The following is a 22503-nucleotide window of genomic DNA, read 5'->3' on the forward strand; positions in this document are numbered from 1 at the left end:
CCTGTATGGCCATATGATATCGTGCGATTTATGCCAACTGACGTCCGGCTGCGGCCACTGGTGCCGTTTCGGGTGCCGTTGGCGACGGTTTACGCTAGAATGCACGGCCTCAAAGCACACCCCCTTCCCGAGGCTGTCCCGAAGATGTTGATCCTGCGCGGCGCTCCTGCCCTTTCTGCCTTTCGCCACAGCAAACTCCTTGAGCAACTGAGCCAGAAGGTACCTTCTGTCAGTGGCTTGTATGCTGAATTTGCTCACTTCGCCGACGTTACTGGCGTTTTGACCGCCGACGAACAGCAAGTGCTGGCGCGCCTTCTGAAGTACGGTCCCAGCGTTCCTGTCCAAGAGCCTAACGGCCGCTTGTTCCTGGTCCTGCCACGGTTCGGCACCATCTCGCCCTGGTCGAGCAAGGCCAGCGACATCGCCCGCAACTGCGGCCTGGACAAAATCCAGCGCCTGGAACGCGGGATTGCCTTCTATGTAGCAGGCCAGTTCAGCGAGGCCGAGGCCGAGCTGATCGCCAGCAGCCTGCACGACCGCATGACCCAGATCATCGTCAGCCAGCTGGAACAGGCCGCCGGTCTGTTCAGCCACGCCGAGCCCAAGCCGCTGACCGCGATTGACGTGCTCGGTGGTGGCCGTGCCGCCCTGGAAAGCGCCAACACCGAGCTGGGCCTGGCCCTGGCCGAAGACGAAATTGACTACCTGGTCAACGCCTTCATCGGCCTGAAGCGCAACCCCCACGACATCGAACTGATGATGTTCGCCCAGGCGAACTCCGAGCACTGCCGTCACAAGATCTTCAACGCCAGTTGGGACATCGACGGCCAGAGCCAGGAAAAAAGCCTGTTCGGCATGATCAAGAACACCTACGTGATGCACAGCGAAGGCGTTCTGTCGGCTTATAAGGACAACGCCTCGGTCATCGTCGGCTCTGTCGCCGGCCGTTTCTTCCCGGACCCTGAAACCCGCCAATACGGCGCGGTGCAGGAGCCGGTGCACATCCTGATGAAAGTCGAGACTCACAACCACCCGACCGCGATTGCCCCGTTCCCGGGCGCAGCCACCGGTTCCGGCGGCGAGATTCGCGACGAAGGTGCAACCGGTCGTGGCGCCAAGCCAAAGGCTGGCCTCACCGGCTTCACCGTGTCCAACCTGCAGATCCCGGGCTTCGAACAGCCGTGGGAAGTGCCGTACGGCAAGCCTGAGCGCATCGTCACCGCGCTGGACATCATGATCGAAGGCCCGCTGGGCGGCGCCGCGTTCAACAACGAATTCGGGCGTCCGGCCCTGACCGGTTACTTCCGTACTTTCGAGCAATCCATCACCACCCCCCGTGGCGATGAAGTGCGCGGTTACCACAAGCCAATCATGTTGGCCGGCGGCATGGGCAACATCCGCGCCGAACACGTACAGAAAGGCGAGATTCTGGTCGGCTCCAAGCTGATCGTCCTCGGTGGCCCGGCGATGCTGATCGGCCTGGGTGGCGGCGCCGCTTCCTCCATGGCCACCGGCACCAGCTCGGCCGACCTGGACTTCGCTTCCGTACAGCGTGAAAACCCTGAGATGGAACGCCGTTGCCAGGAAGTCATCGACCGTTGCTGGCAACTGGGTGACAAGAACCCCATCAGCTTCATCCACGACGTCGGCGCAGGTGGCTTGTCCAACGCCTTCCCGGAACTGGTCAACGATGGCGACCGTGGCGGCCGTTTCGAACTGCGCAACATTCCAAACGACGAGCCGGGCATGGCCCCGCACGAAATCTGGAGCAACGAATCCCAGGAACGCTACGTGTTGGCGGTAGGTCCTGCAGACTTCGAACGCTTCCAGGCGATTTGCGAGCGCGAGCGCTGCCCGTTTGCGGTAGTCGGCGAAGCCACTGCCGAGCCGCAACTGACGGTCACCGACAGCCACTTCGGCAACAGCCCGGTGGACATGCCGCTGGAAGTGCTGCTGGGCAAAGCCCCGCGCATGCACCGTTCGGCCGTGCGTGAAAACGAACTGGGCGACGATTTCGATCCATCGACCCTGGCCATCGCCGACTGCGTGGAGCGCGTCCTGCACCACCCGGCCGTTGCCAGCAAAAGCTTCCTGATCACCATCGGCGACCGCACCATCACTGGTCTGGTTGCCCGTGATCAAATGGTCGGCCCGTGGCAGGTCCCGGTGGCTGACGTTGCCGTCACCGCCACCAGCTTCGACGTGTACACCGGTGAAGCCATGGCCATGGGCGAGCGTACTCCGCTGGCGCTGCTGGACGCCCCGGCGTCGGGCCGCATGGCCATCGGCGAAACCCTGACCAACATCGCGGCTTCGCGTATTGCCAAGATCTCCGACATCAAGCTGTCGGCCAACTGGATGTCCGCTGCCGGTCACCCGGGTGAAGATGCGCGCCTGTACGACACCGTGAAAGCGGTCGGCATGGAGCTGTGCCCTGAGCTGGGCATCACCATTCCGGTGGGCAAGGACTCCATGTCCATGGCCACCCGCTGGAACGATGAAGGCGTGGACAAGAGCGTCACCTCGCCGCTGTCGCTGATCGTTACCGGCTTTGCGCCAGTCACCGACATTCGCCAGACCCTGACCCCGCAACTGCGCATGGACAAGGGCACCACCGACCTGATCCTGATCGACCTCGGTCGCGGTCAGAACCGCATGGGCGCCTCGATCCTTGCCCAGGTGCACGGCAAGCTCGGCAAGCAGGCCCCGGACGTCGACGACGCCGAAGACCTGAAAGCCTTCTTCGCCGTGATCCAGGGCCTGAACGCCGACGGCCACCTGCTGGCTTACCACGACCGTTCCGACGGTGGTTTGCTGACCAGCGCCGTGGAAATGGCCTTCGCCGGTCACTGCGGCCTGAGCCTGAACCTCGATGGCCTGGCAGAAACTTCCGCTGACATCGCAGCAATCCTGTTCAACGAAGAGCTGGGCGCCGTTATCCAGGTTCGCCAGGACGCAACCCCGGACGTACTCGCACAGTTCAGCGCCGCTGGCCTGGGCGACTGCGTGGCCGTGATTGGCCAGCCGATCAACAACGGTGAAATCAACATCGTCTTCAACGGCGAAACCGTGTTTGAAGGCCAGCGTCGCCTGCTGCAACGCCAGTGGGCCGAGACCAGCTACCAGATCCAGCGCCTGCGCGACAACGCCGATTGCGCCGAGCAGGAATTCGACGTGATCCTGGAAGAAGACAACCCGGGCCTGAGCACCAAGCTCAGCTTCGACGTCAACCAGGACATCGCCGCGCCTTACATCAAGAAAGGCATCCGTCCACAAGTGGCCGTCCTGCGTGAGCAGGGCGTCAACGGCCAGGTGGAAATGGCGGCAGCGTTCGACCGTGCCGGCTTCAATGCGATCGACGTGCACATGAGCGACATCCTCGCCGGTCGCGTCGACCTCAATGAGTTCAAAGGTCTGGTTGCCTGCGGTGGTTTCTCCTACGGCGACGTACTGGGTGCCGGTGAAGGCTGGGCCAAGTCGGCCCTGTTCAACAGCCGTGCCCGTGACGCGTTCCAGGGCTTCTTCGAGCGTAATGACAGCTTCACCCTGGGTGTGTGCAACGGTTGCCAGATGATGTCCAACCTCAGCGAACTGATCCCGGGCAGCGAGTTCTGGCCGCACTTTGTGCGTAACCGATCCGAGCAGTTCGAAGCGCGGGTTGCGATGGTCCAGGTACAGGAATCCAACTCGATCTTCCTGCAGGGCATGGCCGGTTCGCGCATGCCAATCGCCATCGCCCACGGTGAAGGCCATGCCGAGTTCGCCAGCGAAGAAGCACTGCTGGAAGCCGACCTGTCCGGTACCGTGGCCCTGCGTTTCGTCGACAACCACGGCAAGGTCACCGAAGGCTACCCGGCCAACCCGAACGGCTCGCCGCGCGGGATCACCGGGCTGACCAGCCGCGACGGTCGCGTCACCATCATGATGCCGCACCCGGAGCGTGTGTTCCGCGCCGTGCAGAACTCGTGGCGCCCGGAAGAGTGGAACGAAGACGGCGCGTGGATGCGCATGTTCCGTAACGCTCGCGTCTGGGTGAACTAAGGCGGTGTACAAGCTCAGCTTCTTTGTGCCCGACAGCCACGTGGAGACGGTGAAAACCGCCGTCTTCGCAGCCGGCGGCGGGCGCATCGGCAACTACGACAGCTGCGCCTGGCAGGTACTGGGCCAGGGCCAATTCCGCGCGATGGACGGCAGCCAGCCGTTTATCGGGCAGGTGGGGCAGGTTGAAGTGGTTGAAGAGTGGAAGGTTGAGCTGGTGGTGGCGGATGAGTTGATCGTGGCTGTGGTGGCTGCGTTGAAGCTTAGCCATCCGTATGAGACACCGGCGTATGAGGTGTGGCAGTTGGCGGATTTTTGATTCGCTGGTTGTGAAAACAAGAAACCCGCTGGACCAGTTTGGTCAGCGGGTTTTTTGTTGCCTGTAGGGCCTCATCGCGGGCAAGCCCGGCTCCCACATTGGACCGCGTTGCCATGCCTGGTGACGATCAAATGTGGGAGCTGGCTTGTCGGAGCGACTCGGATTTTTCTGACAAGTCTTTCAGGTTGTCCCTCGGAACCTGCCTCTCTAACCTTCGCCAGTCGCTGCCAATTCAGTGACCGGGACTGCAAGCTCGTAAACATCACTAGGAGCGTATTCTTCTCGGAGCTTCACGATGGTCAACGAAAACACTTCATCTTCCATAGCCTCGCTTCAAGCTGCAGCCCGTCAGGCGACGAGTCAACCTGCCGATCAGTTATTCACCCTTGTACCTAATCTGGATAGCGAAACCCTGCTGGCCAACGCCTCTCAGGACCTTGCCTCAGTGCAGGCGCTGACGGTTCATCTGGCGTTTGAAGTCGACGGTTCCCACCGTGATGTGGCGCTGGGGATTTGTCGGATGCTGGAGGGGATTCAAATGATGGTGGATCGGATGCTGGACTTGTATGAGGTGCCTGAGCCTGAGTAATTCGGCGCCTGTGAGGGCCATTCGCGAGCAAGCCCGCTCCCACATTTGACCGCGTTGCCATGACGGGCACCGATCAAAATGTGGGAGCGGGCTTGCTCGCGAAGAGGCCCTGATGCTCAGCAAAGATTCAGGCTTTTACCCCAACCTCACGGCCACTGACCAACCGCTCCAACGCCTCACCCAACCCCGAAGCCTTGTCACCAATCAGCAAGTGCCAAACCCCACTCTCAAGCTGGCTAACCCCCTGGCAACCTAGCGCAGTCAGTTGGGATTCCGACAACACCGAACCATCCCCCAGCTCCACTCGCAGCCGCGTCATCGCCACCGCATCCAGTTGCAATACATTGGCCCGACCGCCCAGCGCACTCAGCCATTTCTCGGCCTCATGCACATTCACCGGTGTGCTCTTCTCAACAGGCGCTACCACCACCGCAGGCGCCGCAACATACGAAGGCATCGCCAACCGAATCTCATCGGCAATGCTGTCCGCCATCGGCCCGACCACCACCTGCAAACTCCCGCCATTACCCGGTCGAACCACGGCCATCGCACCCAGCGCCTTCAACTCGGCATCTACCGCCTTGTTGCGATCCACCATGTCCAGCCGCAGACGCGTCGTGCAAGCACCCACACTCAGCAGATTCTCTGCACCACCCAGCGCCCGAATGTAAGCCCCGGCCCGTTGGTTATCGGTCATGGCCTCGGCCTGCGCGACCTGAATATCCTCACGCCCCGGCGTCTTCAAATTGAAGCGACGGATGCAGTAGTTGAACACGCTGTAGTAGATCACCGCATACGCCAGCCCAACCGGGAATACCAACCAGCCGTTGGTGGATTTACCCCAGCCCAGCACCATGTCGATAAACCCACCGGAGAAGGTAAAGCCCAGGTGAATGTTGAGCATGTTGGTGATCGCCATCGACAACCCGGTCAGCAGCGCATGCACCAGGTACAGGAACGGCGCGAGGAACATGAAGGCGAATTCGATCGGCTCGGTGACCCCGGTCAGGAACGAGGTCAACGCCATCGACAGGAAAATCCCGCCCATGATCTTGCGCCGCTCCGGCAGTGCATTGCGGTACATCGCCAGGCACGCCGCCGGCAGGCCGAACAGCATTACCGGGAACATGCCGGTCATGAACTGCCCACCTTTCGGGTCGCCGGCAAAATAGCGAGTCAGGTCGCCGGTCACTACCGCGCCGGTCGTCGGGTCGGTGAAGGTGCCGAACACAAACCACGCCATGTTGTTGAGGATATGGTGCAAGCCGGTGACGATCAGCAGGCGGTTGAACACGCCAAACACGAACGCGCCAAAGCTGCCGCTTTCCATCAGCAGCACGCCGAAGCTGTTGATGCCTTGCTGCACGGGTGGCCAGATCAAACCAAAGATCACCCCCAGCGCCACTGCGGAGAACCCAGTGACAATCGGCACAAACCGTCGCCCACCAAAGAATGCGAGGTACTCCGGCAGCTTGATGTCCTTGAAGCGGTTATAAAGGGCACCGGCCATCAAGCCGCTGGCGATCCCCGCGAGCATGCCCATGTTGATGCTGGCGTCCATCACCTTGAGGGTGGAGACCATCACCAGGTAGCCAATGGCACCCGCCAGGCCCGCCGTGCCGTTGTTGTCGCGGGCAAAACCCACGGCAATGCCGATGGCAAAGATCAGCGCCAGGTTGGCGAAGATCGCCTGCCCGGCGTCGTGCATCACCGCGATGTTCAGCAGGTCAGTGTCGCCCAGTCGCAGCAGGAGGCCGGCGATCGGCAAAATCGCGATCGGCAGCATCAGTGCACGGCCCAGGCGTTGCAGCCCTTCGATAAAATATTGGTACACGGCGTGTCTCCCTATTCTTGTTGTTTTCAGCTCAGCGGCCAGTGGTGTTGACAGGCTTGGCGAACGGCCTTGGCGCTGCTCAGGTTAAGCAGGTTTTGGCTCAGTTGCCGGCATTGGGCTGCGTCCAGGTGACGGACACGGTCCTTGATTTCTCCGATTTGCGGCGGGCTGACGGACAGCTCGCTGATGCCCAGACCGATCAGCACCGGCGTGGCCAGCGGGTCGGACGCCAGCGCCCCGCACACACCGACCCAGCGCCCATGCTTGGCTGCGCCGATGCACGTCTGGGCGATCAGCCGCAGCAGCGCCGGGTGCATGGCATCGACCCGGGCGGCGAGGCCGGCGTGGTCGCGGTCCATGGCGAGGGTGTACTGGGACAGGTCATTGGTGCCGATGGACAGAAAGTCCGCGTGCTCGGCCAGTTGTTCGGCCATCAGCGCCGCCGCGGGCACTTCGATCATCACCCCCAGTTCCGGGCGTTGGGTCAGTTCCAGCTCGGCGCACAGTTCATCGAGGCGCTGGCGAATGTGCAGCAGTTCGTCGACTTCGCTGACCATTGGCAGCAGGATGCGGCAGCGTTCCAGCGGGCTGACCTGGAGAAGGGCACGCAGTTGCTGGTCCAGCACCTCCGGACGCACTTGCGCCATGCGAATGCCCCGCAGGCCCAGCACCGGGTTGGTCTCGAACGGCAGCGGCAGGTAGTCGAGTTGCTTGTCGCCGCCGACGTCGATGGTGCGGATGATCACTGATTTGTCGCCCATGGCATCTAGCACGGCTTGGTAGGCCTGGCGCTGCTCCTGTTCATCGGGCGCAGTGCGGCGGTCGACGAACAGAAATTCTGTGCGCAGCAGGCCGACGCCATCGGCGCCATTCTCGAAGGCCAGTTGGGCTTCGACGCTGGAGGCGACATTCGCGGCCACTTCAATACGCACGCCATCCTGAGTGCTGGCGGTGCCTTGAGCCTGCGCGTGCTGCTGTTGGCGCCGCAGTTTCTGTGCATCGCGCAACTGGTGAACCTGAGCGTGGCGCGCATCATCCGGCGTCAGCTCCAGGCGGCCGTTGGCGGCATCCAGCACCACGCGCTGGCCTTGGGGCACATCTAGCAATTCAGTGCCCAGTGCAACCACGCACGGCAAGCCTTTACCCCGCGCCAGAATCGCCACATGAGACGTCGCGCCGCCTTCGGCCATGCAGATACCGGCGGCGTGTTGATTGCTCAGTTGCAGCAGATCCGATGGGGTCAGCTCATGGGCCGAGACGATAGCGCCGGCCGGCAAATCAAAATTCCAGGCCTCGCCCAGCAACGCCCGCAGCACGCGTTGCTGCAAGTCGCGCAGGTCGTTGGCGCGTTCGGCGAACAACGGTTTACCCAGTGCCAGCAGCACCGCGCATTGGGCCTGGATCGCATCACGCCAGGCGTGAGTGGCGGCGCTGCCCTGTTCGATGGCGGCGGTGGCGGCCTCCAGCAACGTAGGGTCTTCCAGCAGGGCCAGGTGGGCGGCGAAGATCTCTTCTTCCTCCACATCCTTGCGCTGACGGGCCTGGTCCAGGGTGTGGCGGATTTCGCTACGCACCTGTTCCAGGGCACTGTCCAGGTGCTGCAGCTGTTCATCCGGGGCGTTGTTGCCCGGGTCCACCGGCAGCTCGATTCCGTTCAGGCGGAACAACGGGCCGCAGACCAACCCCGGCGCGGCACACACGCCTTGCAGTACTCCGGCTTCGGTATTCGCGCGGCGTGGGGCGACGGCCACTGGAGCGTGATGCGCTTCGCCAACTTCCACCGACAGCGCAGCGATCAGTGCTTGCAGCGCGGCTTCACAATCCTTGCCACGACAGGTGACCTGCACCTCGTCCTGCTCACCAATCCCCAGGCCCATCAAGCCGATCAGGCTGTCGCACGAAGCCGACTTGCCGGCGAAATGCAGCTGCGACTGGCTGCTGAATGCCTGTGCGGTCTTGCGGATCAAGGCAGCGGGGCGCGCATGCAGGCCGCCACGATGGGTGATGCGAATAGTCGCGCTGGCTTCGGTGACCGACTCATCAATCACTTTCGCTGCACCGGCCAACCGTGCAACCACATGCAGCAGCGGCTCGCCGACCTTCACTGTTTTCAAGGTGATCGGCCGTAGCTCAAACAGCTCGCTGTTGGTCAGGATGATCAGGCTGACCAGGCTTTTGCACTGGCGCGCAATCAGGTCCAGGTCAAACTGCACCAGTGCCTGGCCCTTGCTGACCCGCGCACCTTGCTTGACCAGCAGCGCAAAGCCTTCGCCATTCAATTCCACCGTGTCGATGCCCACGTGCATCAGCAATTCAGCGCCATTATCGGCGCGAATGGTCAGCGCATGCCCGGTGCGGGCGACGTGGATGATCACGCCATCACACGGCGCGTGCAGGCAATCGTTGAGCGGGTCGATGGCAATGCCGTCGCCCATGGCGCCACTGGCGAACACTTCGTCGGGAACGTCGCCCAGGGTCAGCACCGGCCCACTGAGGGGAGCGCTGAGGGTGAGGTCTTTATTATTGTGGGACATGGGCACGGTACTCATCAGGAAAACGCTGCAATCAACTCAGTGGGTGCGGGTCACTTTGCTCAAGTGACGCGGTTGGTCCGGGTCCATGCCCCGGGCCTCTGCCAAACCGGCGGCCATCACGTAGAAACTCTGGATCGCCAGGATCGGGTCCAGGGCCGGGTGTTCGGCGCGGCTCAGGGTCAGGTCGCGCTCGGCGATGTCATCGGGGGCGGCCAGCAGCACGCGGGCACCGCGCTGGCGCATATCGGCGGCCAGGCTCAGCAGGCCGGCTTGTTCGGCGCCGCGTGGGGCGAAGACCAGCAGCGGGTAGTTGTCATCGATCAGGGCCATCGGGCCATGGCGCACTTCGGCGCTGCTGAAGGCTTCGGCCTGGATCGCCGAGGTTTCCTTGAGCTTGAGCGCGGCTTCCTGGGCAATGGCAAAACCGGCGCCACGGCCGATCACCATCAGTTGCTGGCAGCCGCGCAGGGCTTCGATGGCCAGGCTCCAGTCTTGCCTGGCGGCTTCACGCAAACCTTCGGGCAGTGCCTTACAGGCTTGCAGCAACTCGTCTTCCTGATTCCAGTGGCCGATCAGCTGGGCGCTGGCGCTCAGGGTCGCGATAAAGCTTTTGGTGGCGGCGACGCTGCGTTCCGGCCCGGCGCACAGCGGCACATGGAATTCGCAGGCGGCTTCCAGTGGCGAGTCTTCGGCGTTGACCATCGAGATGCTCAAGGCGCCGCGCTTGCGCAACAGGCGCAGGCTGTTGACCAGGTCCGGGCTCTGTCCCGACTGGGAGAAACCGAACGCCACTTGCCCGCTGACCTTGAGCGGCGATTGCAGCATGGTCACCACCGACATCGGCAGCGACGCCACCGGAATCCCCAGATGTTGCATGGTCAGGTAGGCGAAGTAACTGGCGGCGTGGTCCGAGCTGCCACGGGCGATGGTCATCGCCACTTGCGGTGGCTGGCGACGCAGGCGGCCGGCGACTTCCACCAGCAGCGGGTCCAGGCGTTGCAGTTGAGCCTCGACGGCCTCGCAGGAGGCCAGGGCCTCTTCAAGCATTTTTGAAGTCAATGGTTTCTCCTTCGACCATTACGTCGGTGAGGTGCAGGGAGCGGTCCAGGCGCACGCAGTCGGCAAAGCTGCCGGGTTGCAGGCGACCGCGTTCTTCGAGGCCCAGGTAGTCCGCAGGAAATTGCGACAGGCGTTGTGAGGCTTCGCTGATCGGCAGGCCGATCTTCACCAGGTTGCGCAACGCCTGGTCCATGGTCAGGGTGCTGCCGGCCAGCGTTCCATCGGCCAGGCGGACGCCGCCCAGGCACTTGGTCACGGTGTGGCTGCCCAGCTTGTATTCGCCGTCGGGCATGCCGGCGGCGGCGGTGGAATCGGTGACGCAGTACAGGCACGGGATCGAGCGCAGCGCCACGCGCATGGCACCGGGGTGCACGTGCAGCAGGTCGGGAATCAACTCGGCGTATTTGGCGTGGGCCAGGGCCGCGCCGACGATGCCGGGCTCGCGGTGATGCAGCGGGCTCATGGCGTTGTACAAGTGGGTAAAGCTGGTGGCCCCGGCGGCGAGGGCGGCGACACCTTCTTCATAGCTGCCCAGGGTGTGGCCGATCTGCATGCGCACGCCACGTTCGCTGAGGGCGCGGATCAGGCCGTCATGGCCGGCGATTTCCGGAGCAATGGTGATCACCCGGATCGGCGCCAGGCGCAGGTATTCTTCGACTTCGGCCATCAAGGCGGTGTGGGCGAAGTTCGGTTGTGCGCCGAGTTTTCCCGGATTGATGTAGGGGCCTTCCAGGTGCACGCCCAGGACGCGAGCGGTGCCGGTCGGGCGGCTTTCGCAATAGGTGCCGATTTCGCCGAGCACGCGGGAAATCTCATCCACTGGCGCGGTCATGGTGGTGGCCAGCAGCGAGGTGGTGCCAAACCGCACGTGGGTGCGGGTGATGGTGTGGAAGGCGTCGGTGCCTTCCATGATGTCTTTGCCGCCACCGCCGTGCACGTGCAGGTCGATAAAGCCTGGCAGCAGGTACGGCAGGTCGTTGTCAGCCGGGTTGCACGGGCTGCCTTCTACGGCAGTGACCTTGCCGTGCTGGTGCACCAGGCGGCCGCGAATCCAGCCGTGTGGCGTGAGGATATTGTCTTCGGACATGGGCAGTTCTCTAAATTCGCAGTTCAGCGGAATAGTCGTGGCGGCGCAGTTCTGCGACGAAGTCGTAGTAGTCGTTGCGGCAGTAGGTGTCGGTGATTTCAATCGGGGTGTTGTCGGCGGTGTAGCCCACCCGGGTCATCAGCAGCATGGCGGTGCCAGGGGCGATGCCCACCAGGGCTGCGAACTCGTCCGAGGCGTTGATCGCCTGGATGTGTTGCAGGGCGCGGACGATGGGCTTGCCGATGCTTTCCAGGTATTCGTAGAGCGAGTTGCCGATGGCCTGCGGGTGAGGGAGGACGGAGGCGGGCATGGCGGTCATTTCAATCGCCATCACCGTGTCGTCGGCCTTACGCAAACGCTTGAGCCGCGCGACTTTGTCGCTGGGTGACAGGCCCAGGCGAATCAATTCTTCATGGGTCGGCGGGGTGATGTCGCGCTCGAGCCACTGGGAAGTCGGCACAAAGCCCTTGAGCCGGAGCATTTCGCTGAAGCCCGAGAGGCGCGACAGCGGTTGTTCCAGGCGTGGCGTGATGAAGGTTCCGGAGCCTTGGCTGCGACGGATCAGACCTTGTTCGAACAGCACTTCCAGCGCCTTGCGGGCGGTCACCCGGGAAATGCTCAGTTGCTCGCTGAGGGCACGTTCCGACGGCAATGCCTGCTCGGATTTCCACTGGCCGGCATGAATCGCGGCTTCGAGGTTGCGGGCCAGTTGCAGGTACAGCGGCGTCGATTGTTTATCGTCGGGGCGCAGGGCCAGGATGGGGTTCATCGTGTCGGTTTCCGATGCGGTTATTGGAGTGTTGTCGCCCGGTAGTGATCGCAAGCTAATACCACTTAAATACCATGTCAATGCAGCGAAAACGGTGCAGGCGAGCGTTTGCGGGCGCCTTAATAGTGCGCCAGTTCAAGTGGTATTAGAGAGGTCTTTATTTCAGGCAGAAGCGCGCAGCTTGCCGAGGTGAACTGGTATTCACCGGCAGGCCACCCATGGGGCGGGAATTTTTTTTGAATTATTTTACGAGGGGCAGGAAATTACGGACGAATCTCGATCATCGTGCCGTCTTTCACCAGGTTCCAGACTTCGCGCATGTCGACATTGCGCATGCCGATGCAGCCGTCGGTCCAGTCCAGGGTGTGGAACAGCTCTTCGGGGTAGTCCTCGGCGTCGGGGGTGCCGTGGATCATGATCATGCTGCCGGGCTTGACCCCTTCGCGGCGGGCGCGCGCGGAATCGCTGATATTGGGGTAGGAGATGTGCATGGCCAGGTTGAAGCGGTCGCTGGTCTTGCGCCAGTCGATCCAGTAGAAACCTTCCGGGGTGCGGCGGTCGCCTTCCATCAGCTTGGTGCCCTTGGGGTTCTTGCCCAGGGAAATGCGGTAGGTCCTGAGGGGCTTGCCGTCATTGATCAGTTGCAACTGATGGGCAGACTTGAGCACCAGGATTTTCTCGACGGGTTTGCCCCCCAGGATCACTTGGGTGGAGGCTGGCGACAGCGTGGCAAACGACAGGCAGATCAGAGCAAGCAACCAACGCATTGAAACGGTATCCCCTGAAAAGACTACGTGCCGCCTGGATTGTTATTTGGCCAACTGGGTCAGCGGCGGCACCGATTCGCTGCGCACCGGATACGACTGTTGCCGACGGTCAGCAAAAAAGCATTCTAAGGTACGCCCGACCGTGCGGAAAGCCAGCTCGGACCAAGGGATGTCGGCTTCATCGAATAAGCGCACTTCAAGGCTTTCCGGGCCGGCGGCAAAATCCAGGTCGATCAGTTCGGCCCGGTAGAAGATGTGCACCTGGCTGATGTGCGGCACGTCGATCAGGGTGTAGATGCTCAGGTTGCGCACCCGGGCGCAGGCTTCTTCCAGGGTTTCGCGCATGGCGGCCTGCTCGACGGTCTCGCCGTTCTCCATGAAGCCGGCGGGCAAGGTCCAGAAACCCAGGCGCGGCTCGATGGCGCGCCGGCACAGCAGCACCTGGTCGCCCCACACCGGTACGGTGCCCGCGACGATATTGGGGTTCTGGTAGTGAATGGTCTGACAGTGATCGCAGACATAACGCAAGCGTGCGTCGCCTTCGGGAATGCGCTGGGTGACCGGTTTACCGCACTGGCTGCAGAAGTTCATGCTGGGGTTCCTGGAGAGTGCGCCTATCTTGGCGTGACCGGGTATGGGCTGCAAGTTGTCGTTTAGCGACATGGCCAGGGTTTTGGGGTTGGGCGTGCGCAAGGTTTGGTGCATGATGCAAGGTAGCCAACAGACCGAGATGACTCATGCTGGACGAGCTACTTCGCCGGGTAAGCAATCATACGCCCCACACGCTGGAGACCGACGGTCGTTTCCCGGAGGCGGCGGTACTGGTGCCGATCACCCGCAGTGACGAACCCGAGCTGATCCTGACCTTGCGCGCCAGCGGGTTATCCACCCATGGCGGCGAAGTGGCATTCCCTGGCGGGCGCCGCGACCCGGAAGACCCGGACCTGATCTTCACCGCGCTGCGCGAAGCCGAAGAAGAGATCGGCCTGCCGCCGGGCCTGGTGGAAGTCATCGGCCCGTTGAGCCCGCTGATTTCCCTGCACGGTATCCGTGTCACGCCTTATGTAGGCGTTATCCCCGATTACGTCGAATACCTGGCCAATGACGCCGAGATCGCCGCTGTTTTCAGCGTGCCCCTGGAGTTTTTTCGCCAGGATCCCCGCGAACACACTCACCGTATCGATTACCAGGGCCGCAGTTGGTATGTGCCCAGTTATCGGTTTGGCGAATACAAGATCTGGGGGCTGACGGCGATCATGATTGTCGAGCTGATCAATCTGCTCTATGACGATGCCGACATCAGCCTGCATCGACCGCCGAAAAGCTTCATCAATACCTAAGAGCCAGATGGCCATCGTACCTGCCGTGAGGATCCACCTATGAAATACCGCCTGGGCGACGCCCGAGTCGAAACCCATCCCAACAGCTGGGTGGCCCCCAATGCCACGCTGGTGGGCAAGGTCAAGCTGGAGGAGGGCGCCAACGTCTGGTTCAACGCGGTGTTGCGCGGCGACAACGAGCTGATCCTGATCGGCAAGAACAGCAACGTGCAGGACGGCAGCGTGATGCACACCGACATGGGTTACCCGCTGACCCTCGGCACCGGCGTGACCATCGGCCATAACGCCATGTTGCATGGCTGCACCGTCGACGATTACAGCCTGATTGGCATCAATGCGGTGATTCTTAACGGGGCGAAGATCGGCAAGCACTGCATCATCGGCGCCAATTCGCTGATCGGCGAGGGCAAGGAAATTCCCGATGGTTCGTTGGTGATGGGCTCGCCGGGCAAGGTGGTGCGGGAGCTGACCGACGTGCAGAAGAAAATGCTCGAGGCCAGCGCTGCGCACTATGTACATAACGCCCAGCGGTATGCCCGTGACCTGGTTGAGCAGGAAGAATGAACCCGGTAGAACGACCCGTCGCCTCGCCGTGCGTGAGCATTTGTGCGCTGGATGACGATGATATCTGCACGGGATGCCAGCGGACGGTGGATGAAATCACCCGCTGGAGTCGCATGGACAATACCGAGCGCCGGGTAGTGCTGGGGTTGTGCCATGAGCGGGCGAAGGCGAGTGGGCTGGTGTGGATGATTCCCGGTAAATCCGGCGCCTGATCGCTAGGGGCTGTACTTAATGTGGCGAGGGAGCTTGCTCCCGCTGGGCTGCGAAGCAGCCCCAAATCAGACGACAGGATTACTTCAGGTACACCGCTATCGCCCTTTCCGGGGCCGCTTCGCGCCCCAGCGGGAGCAAGCTCCCTCGCCACATTGATGGGTTGTGAAGTACCCTGTGCCCCTTGTTCACAGGTCCCTCGCCCCATGTTCTTCCTGATTGCCTACATCAGCAGCGTCGTGCTGATCAACTTCGCCTTTTCTACCGCTCCGCACCTGGATGTCATCTGGTCTGCCTGGGGCGGCCTGGTATTTGTCCTGCGGGACATGGTGCAAACCCGTTTCGGCCATGGCGCGATCATCGCCATGCTGGCGGCGCTGGTGCTGTCCTATATCACCTCCGATCCGTCCATCGCCCTGGCCAGCGCCACGGCGTTCGCGGTGTCCGAATGCATTGACTGGCTGGTGTTCAGCATCACCAAGCGCCCACTCCACGACCGCCTGTGGATAAGTTCGGCGCTGAGTATCCCCCTCGATACCTTCATCTTTTTCGGCCTGATCGGCGCCTTGACGCCCGCGGTCGCCGGCACTGCCCTGGTGTCGAAATTCGCCGGCGTTACCGTGGTGTGGCTGGCCATGGCCTGGCGTTTGCGCCGGCAGCGCGTCGCCAACTGAAGCCAATCCTTACAGTTCATGTAAAATGCCGGCCTTTCTCCCCACGATCCGCTCCCCTGAGGACCTGAGATGACCCGAATCGGAACTCCATTGTCGCCAACCGCGACCCGCGTAATGCTGTGTGGCTGCGGTGAGCTGGGCAAGGAAGTGGTAATCGAACTGCAACGCCTGGGCGTTGAAGTGATTGCCGTGGATCGCTACGCCAACGCACCGGCCATGCAGGTTGCCCACCGTAGCCACGTGATCAACATGCTCGATGGCGCCGCCCTGCGTGCCGTGATCGAAGCCGAAAAGCCGCACTTCATCGTGCCGGAAATTGAAGCGATCGCCACCGCGACCCTGGTTGAGCTGGAAGCCGAAGGCTTCAACGTGATCCCGACCGCCCGCGCGACCTTGCTGACCATGAACCGCGAAGGCATCCGTCGCCTGGCCGCCGAAGAGCTGGACCTGCCGACCTCGCCGTACCACTTCGCCGACACCTTCGAGGACTACAGCAAGGCCGTCACCGACCTGGGCTTCCCGTGTGTGGTCAAGCCGGTGATGAGTTCGTCGGGCAAGGGCCAGAGCTTGCTGCGCAGCGCCGATGACGTGCAGAAAGCCTGGGATTACGCCCAGGAGGGCGGGCGTGCCGGCAAGGGTCGCGTGATCATCGAAGGCTTTATCGACTTCGACTACGAAATCACCCTGCTGACCGTGCGCCACATTGGCGGCACTACCTTCTGCGCACCTGTCGGTCACCGTCAGGAGAAGGGCGATTACCAGGAGTCCTGGCAGCCACAGGCCATGAGCCCGATTGCACTGGCGGAATCCGAGCGCGTTGCCAAGGCGGTAACCGAAGCATTGGGTGGTCGTGGTCTGTTTGGCGTCGAGCTGTTTATCAAAGGCGATCAGGTGTGGTTCAGCGAAGTGTCGCCGCGCCCCCATGACACTGGCCTGGTGACCCTGATTTCCCAGGACTTGTCGCAGTTCGCCCTGCATGCGCGGGCAATTCTCGGCCTGCCGATCCCGTTGATCCGTCAGTTCGGGCCTTCGGCTTCGGCGGTGATCCTGGTGGAAGGCAAGTCGACCCAGACGGCGTTTGCCAACCTGGGTGCAGCCTTGAGCGAGCCGGATACGGCGTTGCGTCTGTTCGGCAAGCCGGAAGTGAATGGCCAGCGCCGTATGGGCGTGGCGTTGGCGCGGGATGAGTCGATTGAGGCAGCGCGGGCTAAAGCGACCCGTGCTTCGAAAGCGGTTGTTGTCGAGCTGTAACCCCCCGCCGATCGTTCCCACGCTCCGCGTGGGAATGCCGCGCTGGACGCTCCGCGTCCGCTCTTAAGGGCGTGACGCAGAGCGTCACCGGATGCATTCCCACGCAGAGCGTGGGAATGATCATCATTAGGCGACCTTGTTCAAATCGTTATTGCGCGTCTCTTTCAGGCACAACACAGCAATCAAGCTGATCACCGCTGCCGCCGACACATACCCGCCGACATAACTCAAACCGCCCATCGCCACCAGCTTGGTCGCGAAGAACGGTGCCGCCGACGCACCCACGATCCCACCCAGGTTATACGCCGCCGAAGCACCGGTATAACGCACGCGGGTCGGGAACAGTTCCGGCAACATCGCGCCCATCGGGGCAAACGTCACGCCCATCAGGAACAGCTCCAGCGCCAGGAACAGTGCCACGGCCCAGGTTGAACCGTGGGTCAGCAACGGTTCCATGGTGAAGCCGGAGAGGATGGTTAGAATCGCCCCCACAATCAGCACCGGCTTACGCCCGTAACGGTCGCTTGCCCACGCCGCCAGCGGCGTCGCCGCGCCCATGAACAGCACCGCGAAGCACAGCAAACCCAGGAACGTTTCACGGCTGTAACCCAGCGTAGACACGCCGTAGCTCAGGGAAAACGCGGTGGTGATATAGAACAGCGCATAACACACCACCATCGAGGCCGCACCCAGCAGGACCGGCAGCCAATGCTGGCTGAACAGTTCCACCAGCGGCACCTTCACCGGCGCTTCCTTGGCCACGGCGTTCGCGAATACTGGCGTTTCATGCAGTTTGAGCCGCGCGTACAGGCCCACCATCACCAGCGCCGCGCTGAGAATGAACGGAATGCGCCAGCCCCAGCTGCGGAACTGTTCGTCGCTCAGGCTCATGGCCAGGATCAGGAACAGCCCGTTGGCTGCCAGAAAGCCAATCGACGGGCCCAGCTGCGGGAACATGCCAAACCAGGCGCGTTTGCCCTTCGGGGCGTTCTCGGTGGCCAGCAACGCCGCGCCGCCCCATTCGCCGCCAAGCCCGAGGCCCTGGCCGAAGCGCAGTACGCAGAGCAGGATCGGTGCCCAGGCGCCGATGCTGTCATATCCGGGCAGCAAGCCGATCAGCGTGGTGCACACGCCCATCAGCAGCAGGGAAGCCACCAGTGTCGACTTGCGGCCAATCCGGTCACCAAAGTGGCCGAACAGCGCCGAGCCCAGTGGCCGCGCGATAAACGCGATACCGAAGGTCAGGAACGAGGCGAGCATCTGCGCCGTGCCGGAGGTTTGCGGGAAGAACACCGGGCCGATCACCAGCGCGGCGGCAGTTGCGTAGATATAGAAGTCGTAGAACTCGATGGCGGTGCCGATGATGCTCGCGGTGGCGACCCGGGCCGTCGAGTTGGTCGGGGCGGCGGTCGCCGTCTCGTTATAGGTGGTGCTCATTGAGGTATCCCTGACGGTCATTGCGCGTTTGGACGCGGATTATTATTGGTCGAACACCCATGGATCAGGGTTGTGCGCGGGGCGGCTCGGGATGGGAGCAAACACCGGTCAGACACGGTAAAACGCTGCCTGGACGCGCTCAGTGCGGGTAGCACGCGGTCGGGCGGGGCTTGGGTAAGCCGCCCGATTATAGGAAGGGGTTTGCGGATCCAACAAGGGGCTTAAGCGGCGACCGGCACCGTGCTGGTGTGCCAGATCAGCACCTTGGCGACGCGGTTGTCCTCGGTCTCGAGGATTTCCAGGCGATAGCGGCCGATTTTCAGGCACACGGCGCAATCCGGAATGGTCTCCAGTGCTTCGGTCACCAGGCCGTTGAGGGTCTTGGGGCCGTCGCTGGGCAGGTGCCAGCCGAGGGTTTTGTTCAAGTCACGGATCGAGGCGGCGCCGTCGATCACGTAGCGGCCATCCAGTTGCGGCTGGATGTGCGGGTTGTCGAGGTGGTGCTCGCTTTCGAACTCACCGACGATTTCTTCAAGAATATCTTCCAGGGTCACGATGCCCAGCACTTCGCCGTATTCATCCACCACCATGCCCAGGCGGCGCTGTTGCTTGTGGAAGTTCAGCAATTGCAGTTGCAGCGGTGTACTTTCCGGGACGAAGTAGGGCTCGTGGCAGGCGGCCAGCAGGGCTTCCTTGGTCAGGCTGGCGTCCGGCAGCAGGTGGCGGATCTGCCGGGTGTTGAGCACCGCTTCGACCTGGTTGATGTCGCTGTGAAACACCGGCAGCCGGGTGCGCGTGGAAACCCGCAGTTGCTCGATGATTTCCTCTACCGGGTCATCCAGGTTGATGCCGTCCACTTCGCTGCGGGGCACCAGGATGTCATTCACGGTGATGTTGTCCAGGGCATGAATGCCTGGCATGCCCGGTGCACGGGTGTTGGGGATTTCGGCTTCCGGCTCGTCGTCCTGATCCGGCTGCGGCTCATCGCTTTTCTTGACCACACCCGGCTTGCGGGTGAACGGGCGCAGCAGCAACAGGCTGATTCCGTTGAGCAGCCAGGCCAGCGGGGAAAGGATTTTCAGCGGCACGCTCAGCAGGGTGTTGCCAAAGCCGAGGATGGTTTGCGGGTGGCGAGTGGCCAAGGCGCGCGGCAGGTAGTCGGCCAGCACCAGCAGCACCGCGCTGGAGATCACCCAGCCGAGCCACGGGCCGTTTTGCGCCCAGGCGTAGATCGCCAGCAGGGTGCAGAGAATCACCACCACGGCGCGGCACAGGGTGTTGCAGAGGATCAGGCTGTTGCGCGGGAAGTTCAGGCGGGCGGCGGCTTTGTCACCCTGGCGGGTGCCGGGGCGCAGGGCCAGCAAATGTTGCTGGGCGGCTTCGATGGCGGTAAACAGCGCCGACCATAAAACCAGCAAGGCTACTACCGCAAGCATCGGCCCCAAGGGCAAGTTGTCCATGTCGGCTGCCCGTCAGATATGCAGGATGTATTCGCGAACCAGCTTGCTGCCGAAATAGGCCAGCATCAGCAGGCAGAAACCGGCCAGGGTCCAGCGGATCGCCTTGTGCCCGCGCCAGCCGAGACGGTTGCGGCCCCACAGCAGCACGCTGAACACCACCCAGGCCAGGCAGGCCAGCAGGGTTTTATGCACAAGGTGCTGGGCAAACAGGTTCTCGACGAACAGCCAGCCGGAGATCAGTGACAGCGACAGCAGCGTCCAGCCGGCCCAGAGGAAGCCGAACAGCAGGCTTTCCATGGTTTGCAGCGGCGGGAAGTTCTTGATCAGCCCCGACGGGTGCTTGTGCTTGAGTTGGTGGTCTTGCAACAGCAGCAGCAAGGCCTGGAACACCGCGATGGTGAACATGCCGTAGGCGAGGATCGACAGCAGGATGTGGGCGAGGATGCCCGGCTCTTCATCAATGACCTGCACGGTGCCGGTCGGTGTGAATTGCGCCAGCAGCACCGTCAGCATCCCGAGCGGGAACAACAGCACCAGCAGGTTCTCCACCGGGATCCGATAGCAGGCCATCAGGGTCAGCGCGATCACCGCGGCGGCAATCAGGCTGGCAGCGCTGAAGAAATCCAGGCCCAGGCCGACCGGCGTCATCAAGTGCGTGAACAGGCTGGCGGCGTGAGCCAGCAGGGCGAGGACGCCAAGGCCTACCAGCAGGCGTTTGTCGGCCTTGGCGCCTTGGGCCAGACGAGTGCCCTGATAGAGGGTCGCAGCGGCATACAAGATGGCGGCGGCGAGGCTGGGTAGCAAACTGGGTGACAAAGGGAGCATAAATCCTGTTAAGCAGGCCCGAAAGGCGCTGAGTTTGGCATACACCTGCGTAACACGAAAGACTCTCAGGCCAGACAGCGGGTGTGCATGGCGACAGTCTTCGCTATAATCCGCGACCTGCCCACGCCGCAGGCTCGCCGAGCGCTGTTTTTAATAGCGATTTACCACAGCCTGGGCCGCCATTACCTCGGTCTAACAATGCATTTCGATGAATAGGGCCTGAAAGGATCGCGCATGTTTGAAAATCTGACTGACCGTCTCTCGCAGACGCTGCGCCATGTCACCGGCAAGGCCAAGCTGACCGAGGACAATATTAAAGACACCCTGCGTGAAGTGCGCATGGCGTTGCTGGAAGCCGACGTCGCCTTGCCGGTGGTGAAGGACTTCGTCAACTCGGTCAAAGAGCGCGCGGTCGGCACCGAAGTGTCCCGCAGCCTGACGCCGGGCCAGGCCTTTGTGAAGATCGTCCAGGCCGAACTCGAAAGCCTGATGGGCGCGGCCAACGAAGATTTGAACCTCAGCGCCGTGCCGCCAGCCGTTGTGCTGATGGCCGGTCTGCAAGGTGCGGGCAAGACCACCACCGCCGGCAAACTGGCGCGCTTCCTTAAAGAGCGCAAGAAAAAGTCGGTGATGGTGGTGTCTGCCGACGTTTACCGCCCGGCGGCTATTAAACAGCTGGAAATGCTCGCGGGCGAAGTGGGGGTGACCTTCTTCCCGTCCGACCTGAGCCAGAAGCCGGTCGATATTGCCCAGGCGGCTATTAAAGAAGCCAAGCTGAAATTCATCGACGTGGTCATCGTCGATACCGCCGGTCGCCTGCACATCGATGAAGAGATGATGGGCGAGATCAAGGCGCTGCATGCCGCGATCAACCCGGTAGAAACCCTGTTCGTGGTCGATGCCATGACCGGCCAGGATGCGGCCAATACCGCCAAGGCCTTTGGTGATGCGCTGCCGCTGACCGGTGTGATCCTGACCAAGGTCGACGGCGATGCCCGTGGCGGTGCCGCCTTGTCGGTACGCGCCATTACCGGCAAGCCGATCAAGTTCATCGGTATGGGCGAGAAGAGCGAAGCGCTCGAGCCGTTCCACCCTGAGCGGATCGCCTCGCGTATCCTCGGCATGGGCGACGTGCTCAGCCTGATCGAGCAAGCGGAAGCGACCCTCGACAAGGACAAGGCCGACAAGCTGGCTAAAAAGCTGAAGAAGGGCAAGGGCTTCGACCTCGAAGACTTCCGTGACCAGCTGCAACAGATGAAGAACATGGGCGGCCTCGGCGGCCTGATGGACAAGCTGCCGAACATCGGCGGCGTGAACCTGGCGCAAATGGGCAATGCCCAGGGCGCGGCAGAGAAGCAATTCAAGCAGATGGAAGCCATCATCAATTCCATGACCCCGGCCGAGCGCCGCGACCCTGAGCTGATCAGCGGTTCGCGCAAACGTCGGATCGCCATGGGTTCCGGCACCCAGGTGCAGGACATCGGTCGCTTGATCAAGCAGCACAAGCAGATGCAGAAGATGATGAAGAAATTCTCCGCAAAAGGCGGGATGGCCAAGATGATGCGCGGCATGGGCGGTATGTTGCCCGGCGGCGGCATGCCGAAAATGTAAAGAATTCGAGCAGAAGTTCGCTTCTGCTCCGACCCGCAGGGATGCGGGATCTCCAGCAAACCCGCCATTGGCGGGAGCTGACTTGCCGTTTTAACCGACGGCTCTATAGCAGATCTGAATGGCACGCTGATAGGC

The 22503-nt window shown here is 62.3% G+C and carries 19 protein-coding genes; 9 read left to right on the forward strand and 10 right to left on the reverse strand.

All coding sequences use genetic code 11. The annotated features are described in order from the left end of the window. The first annotated feature begins 144 nt into the window (after window positions 1-144). From purL to HX818_RS16345, 3 genes are all read left to right on the forward strand, one after another. Window positions 145-4041, forward strand: a complete 3897-nt coding sequence (gene purL / locus HX818_RS16335) for a phosphoribosylformylglycinamidine synthase (protein WP_177020414.1) — start codon at window positions 145-147, stop codon at window positions 4039-4041. A 4-nt stretch (window positions 4042-4045) separates the two neighbouring features. Beyond that, the gene (locus HX818_RS16340; RefSeq protein WP_087695123.1) at window positions 4046-4357 is read left to right on the forward strand and encodes an NGG1p interacting factor NIF3; all 312 of its coding nucleotides are present in this window, start codon (window positions 4046-4048) and stop codon (window positions 4355-4357) included. A 295-nt stretch (window positions 4358-4652) separates the two neighbouring features. Continuing rightward, entirely contained in the window at window positions 4653-4946 is a 294-nt protein-coding gene (locus HX818_RS16345; protein ID WP_177020415.1) for a DUF6124 family protein, read from the forward strand. Window positions 4947-5073: 127 nt separating this feature from the next. On the opposite strand, the gene nagE is transcribed toward HX818_RS16345, so the two are convergent. The 7 genes from nagE to HX818_RS16380 form a co-directional block, all read right to left on the reverse strand. Then, window positions 5074-6732 (reverse strand): N-acetylglucosamine-specific PTS transporter subunit IIBC, encoded by a 1659-nt coding sequence (gene nagE, locus HX818_RS16350; RefSeq protein WP_218166742.1) that lies wholly within the window; start codon window positions 6730-6732, stop codon window positions 5074-5076. 74 nt (window positions 6733-6806) lie between these two features. Further along, the gene (ptsP, locus tag HX818_RS16355) at window positions 6807-9314 is read right to left on the reverse strand and encodes a phosphoenolpyruvate--protein phosphotransferase (protein ID WP_177020416.1); all 2508 of its coding nucleotides are present in this window, start codon (window positions 9312-9314) and stop codon (window positions 6807-6809) included. A 36-nt stretch (window positions 9315-9350) separates the two neighbouring features. Continuing rightward, entirely contained in the window at window positions 9351-10373 is a 1023-nt protein-coding gene (locus HX818_RS16360; RefSeq protein WP_177020417.1) for an SIS domain-containing protein, read from the reverse strand. Continuing rightward, entirely contained in the window at window positions 10354-11460 is a 1107-nt protein-coding gene (nagA, locus tag HX818_RS16365; RefSeq protein WP_087695120.1) for an N-acetylglucosamine-6-phosphate deacetylase, read from the reverse strand. Before nagA ends, HX818_RS16360 begins: the two co-directional genes overlap by 20 nt. A gap of 10 nt (window positions 11461-11470) precedes the next feature. Beyond that, window positions 11471-12229, reverse strand: a complete 759-nt coding sequence (locus HX818_RS16370; protein WP_003209609.1) for a GntR family transcriptional regulator — start codon at window positions 12227-12229, stop codon at window positions 11471-11473. A gap of 263 nt (window positions 12230-12492) precedes the next feature. Next, window positions 12493-12996 carry a murein L,D-transpeptidase family protein gene (locus tag HX818_RS16375; RefSeq protein ID WP_003209608.1) on the reverse strand — a complete coding sequence of 168 codons (504 nt, stop codon included), beginning with the start codon at window positions 12994-12996 and terminating at the stop codon, window positions 12493-12495. Between the two features lie 42 nt (window positions 12997-13038). Then, window positions 13039-13587 carry an NUDIX hydrolase gene (locus HX818_RS16380; RefSeq protein ID WP_003209606.1) on the reverse strand — a complete coding sequence of 183 codons (549 nt, stop codon included), beginning with the start codon at window positions 13585-13587 and terminating at the stop codon, window positions 13039-13041. A gap of 146 nt (window positions 13588-13733) precedes the next feature. Between HX818_RS16380 and HX818_RS16385 the strand changes: the two genes are divergently transcribed. The 5 genes from HX818_RS16385 to purT all read left to right on the forward strand — a co-directional run bounded on the left by HX818_RS16385 (window position 13734) and on the right by purT (window position 17035). Then, on the forward strand, window positions 13734-14336 hold the full coding sequence (locus HX818_RS16385; RefSeq protein ID WP_003209605.1) for a CoA pyrophosphatase: 603 nt from the start codon (window positions 13734-13736) through the stop codon (window positions 14334-14336). 39 nt (window positions 14337-14375) lie between these two features. Next, window positions 14376-14900, forward strand: coding sequence for a gamma carbonic anhydrase family protein (locus HX818_RS16390; RefSeq protein ID WP_008438249.1), 525 nt, complete (start codon window positions 14376-14378; stop codon window positions 14898-14900). Continuing rightward, the gene (locus HX818_RS16395) at window positions 14897-15112 is read left to right on the forward strand and encodes a DUF1289 domain-containing protein (protein ID WP_008438244.1); all 216 of its coding nucleotides are present in this window, start codon (window positions 14897-14899) and stop codon (window positions 15110-15112) included. The genes HX818_RS16390 and HX818_RS16395 overlap by 4 nt, the downstream gene beginning before the upstream one ends. 204 nt (window positions 15113-15316) lie before the next feature. Continuing rightward, complete coding sequence (locus HX818_RS16400; RefSeq protein WP_003209599.1) at window positions 15317-15784, forward strand: hypothetical protein; 468 nt, start codon at window positions 15317-15319, stop codon at window positions 15782-15784. A gap of 69 nt (window positions 15785-15853) precedes the next feature. Further along, window positions 15854-17035, forward strand: a complete 1182-nt coding sequence (gene purT, locus HX818_RS16405) for a formate-dependent phosphoribosylglycinamide formyltransferase (RefSeq protein WP_026078133.1) — start codon at window positions 15854-15856, stop codon at window positions 17033-17035. 126 nt (window positions 17036-17161) lie between these two features. Here purT and HX818_RS16410 read toward each other — a convergent pair whose 3' ends face one another. The 3 genes from HX818_RS16410 to HX818_RS16420 all read right to left on the reverse strand — a co-directional run bounded on the left by HX818_RS16410 (window position 17162) and on the right by HX818_RS16420 (window position 20757). After that, window positions 17162-18472 (reverse strand): MFS transporter, encoded by a 1311-nt coding sequence (locus HX818_RS16410; protein ID WP_003209595.1) that lies wholly within the window; start codon window positions 18470-18472, stop codon window positions 17162-17164. 221 nt (window positions 18473-18693) lie between these two features. Continuing rightward, window positions 18694-19932, reverse strand: a complete 1239-nt coding sequence (locus tag HX818_RS16415) for a transporter associated domain-containing protein (protein WP_177020418.1) — start codon at window positions 19930-19932, stop codon at window positions 18694-18696. A 12-nt stretch (window positions 19933-19944) separates the two neighbouring features. After that, complete coding sequence (locus tag HX818_RS16420) at window positions 19945-20757, reverse strand: inner membrane protein YpjD (RefSeq protein ID WP_010176828.1); 813 nt, start codon at window positions 20755-20757, stop codon at window positions 19945-19947. A gap of 234 nt (window positions 20758-20991) precedes the next feature. Here HX818_RS16420 and ffh point away from each other — a divergent pair, with 234 nt between their 5' ends. Next, complete coding sequence (gene ffh / locus HX818_RS16425) at window positions 20992-22368, forward strand: signal recognition particle protein (protein ID WP_003209589.1); 1377 nt, start codon at window positions 20992-20994, stop codon at window positions 22366-22368. The last annotated feature ends 135 nt before the right edge of the window (window positions 22369-22503 follow it).

Origin of the sequence: Pseudomonas sp. F9001, assembly GCF_013385435.1 — a bacterium.
GTDB lineage: Bacteria > Pseudomonadota > Gammaproteobacteria > Pseudomonadales > Pseudomonadaceae > Aquipseudomonas.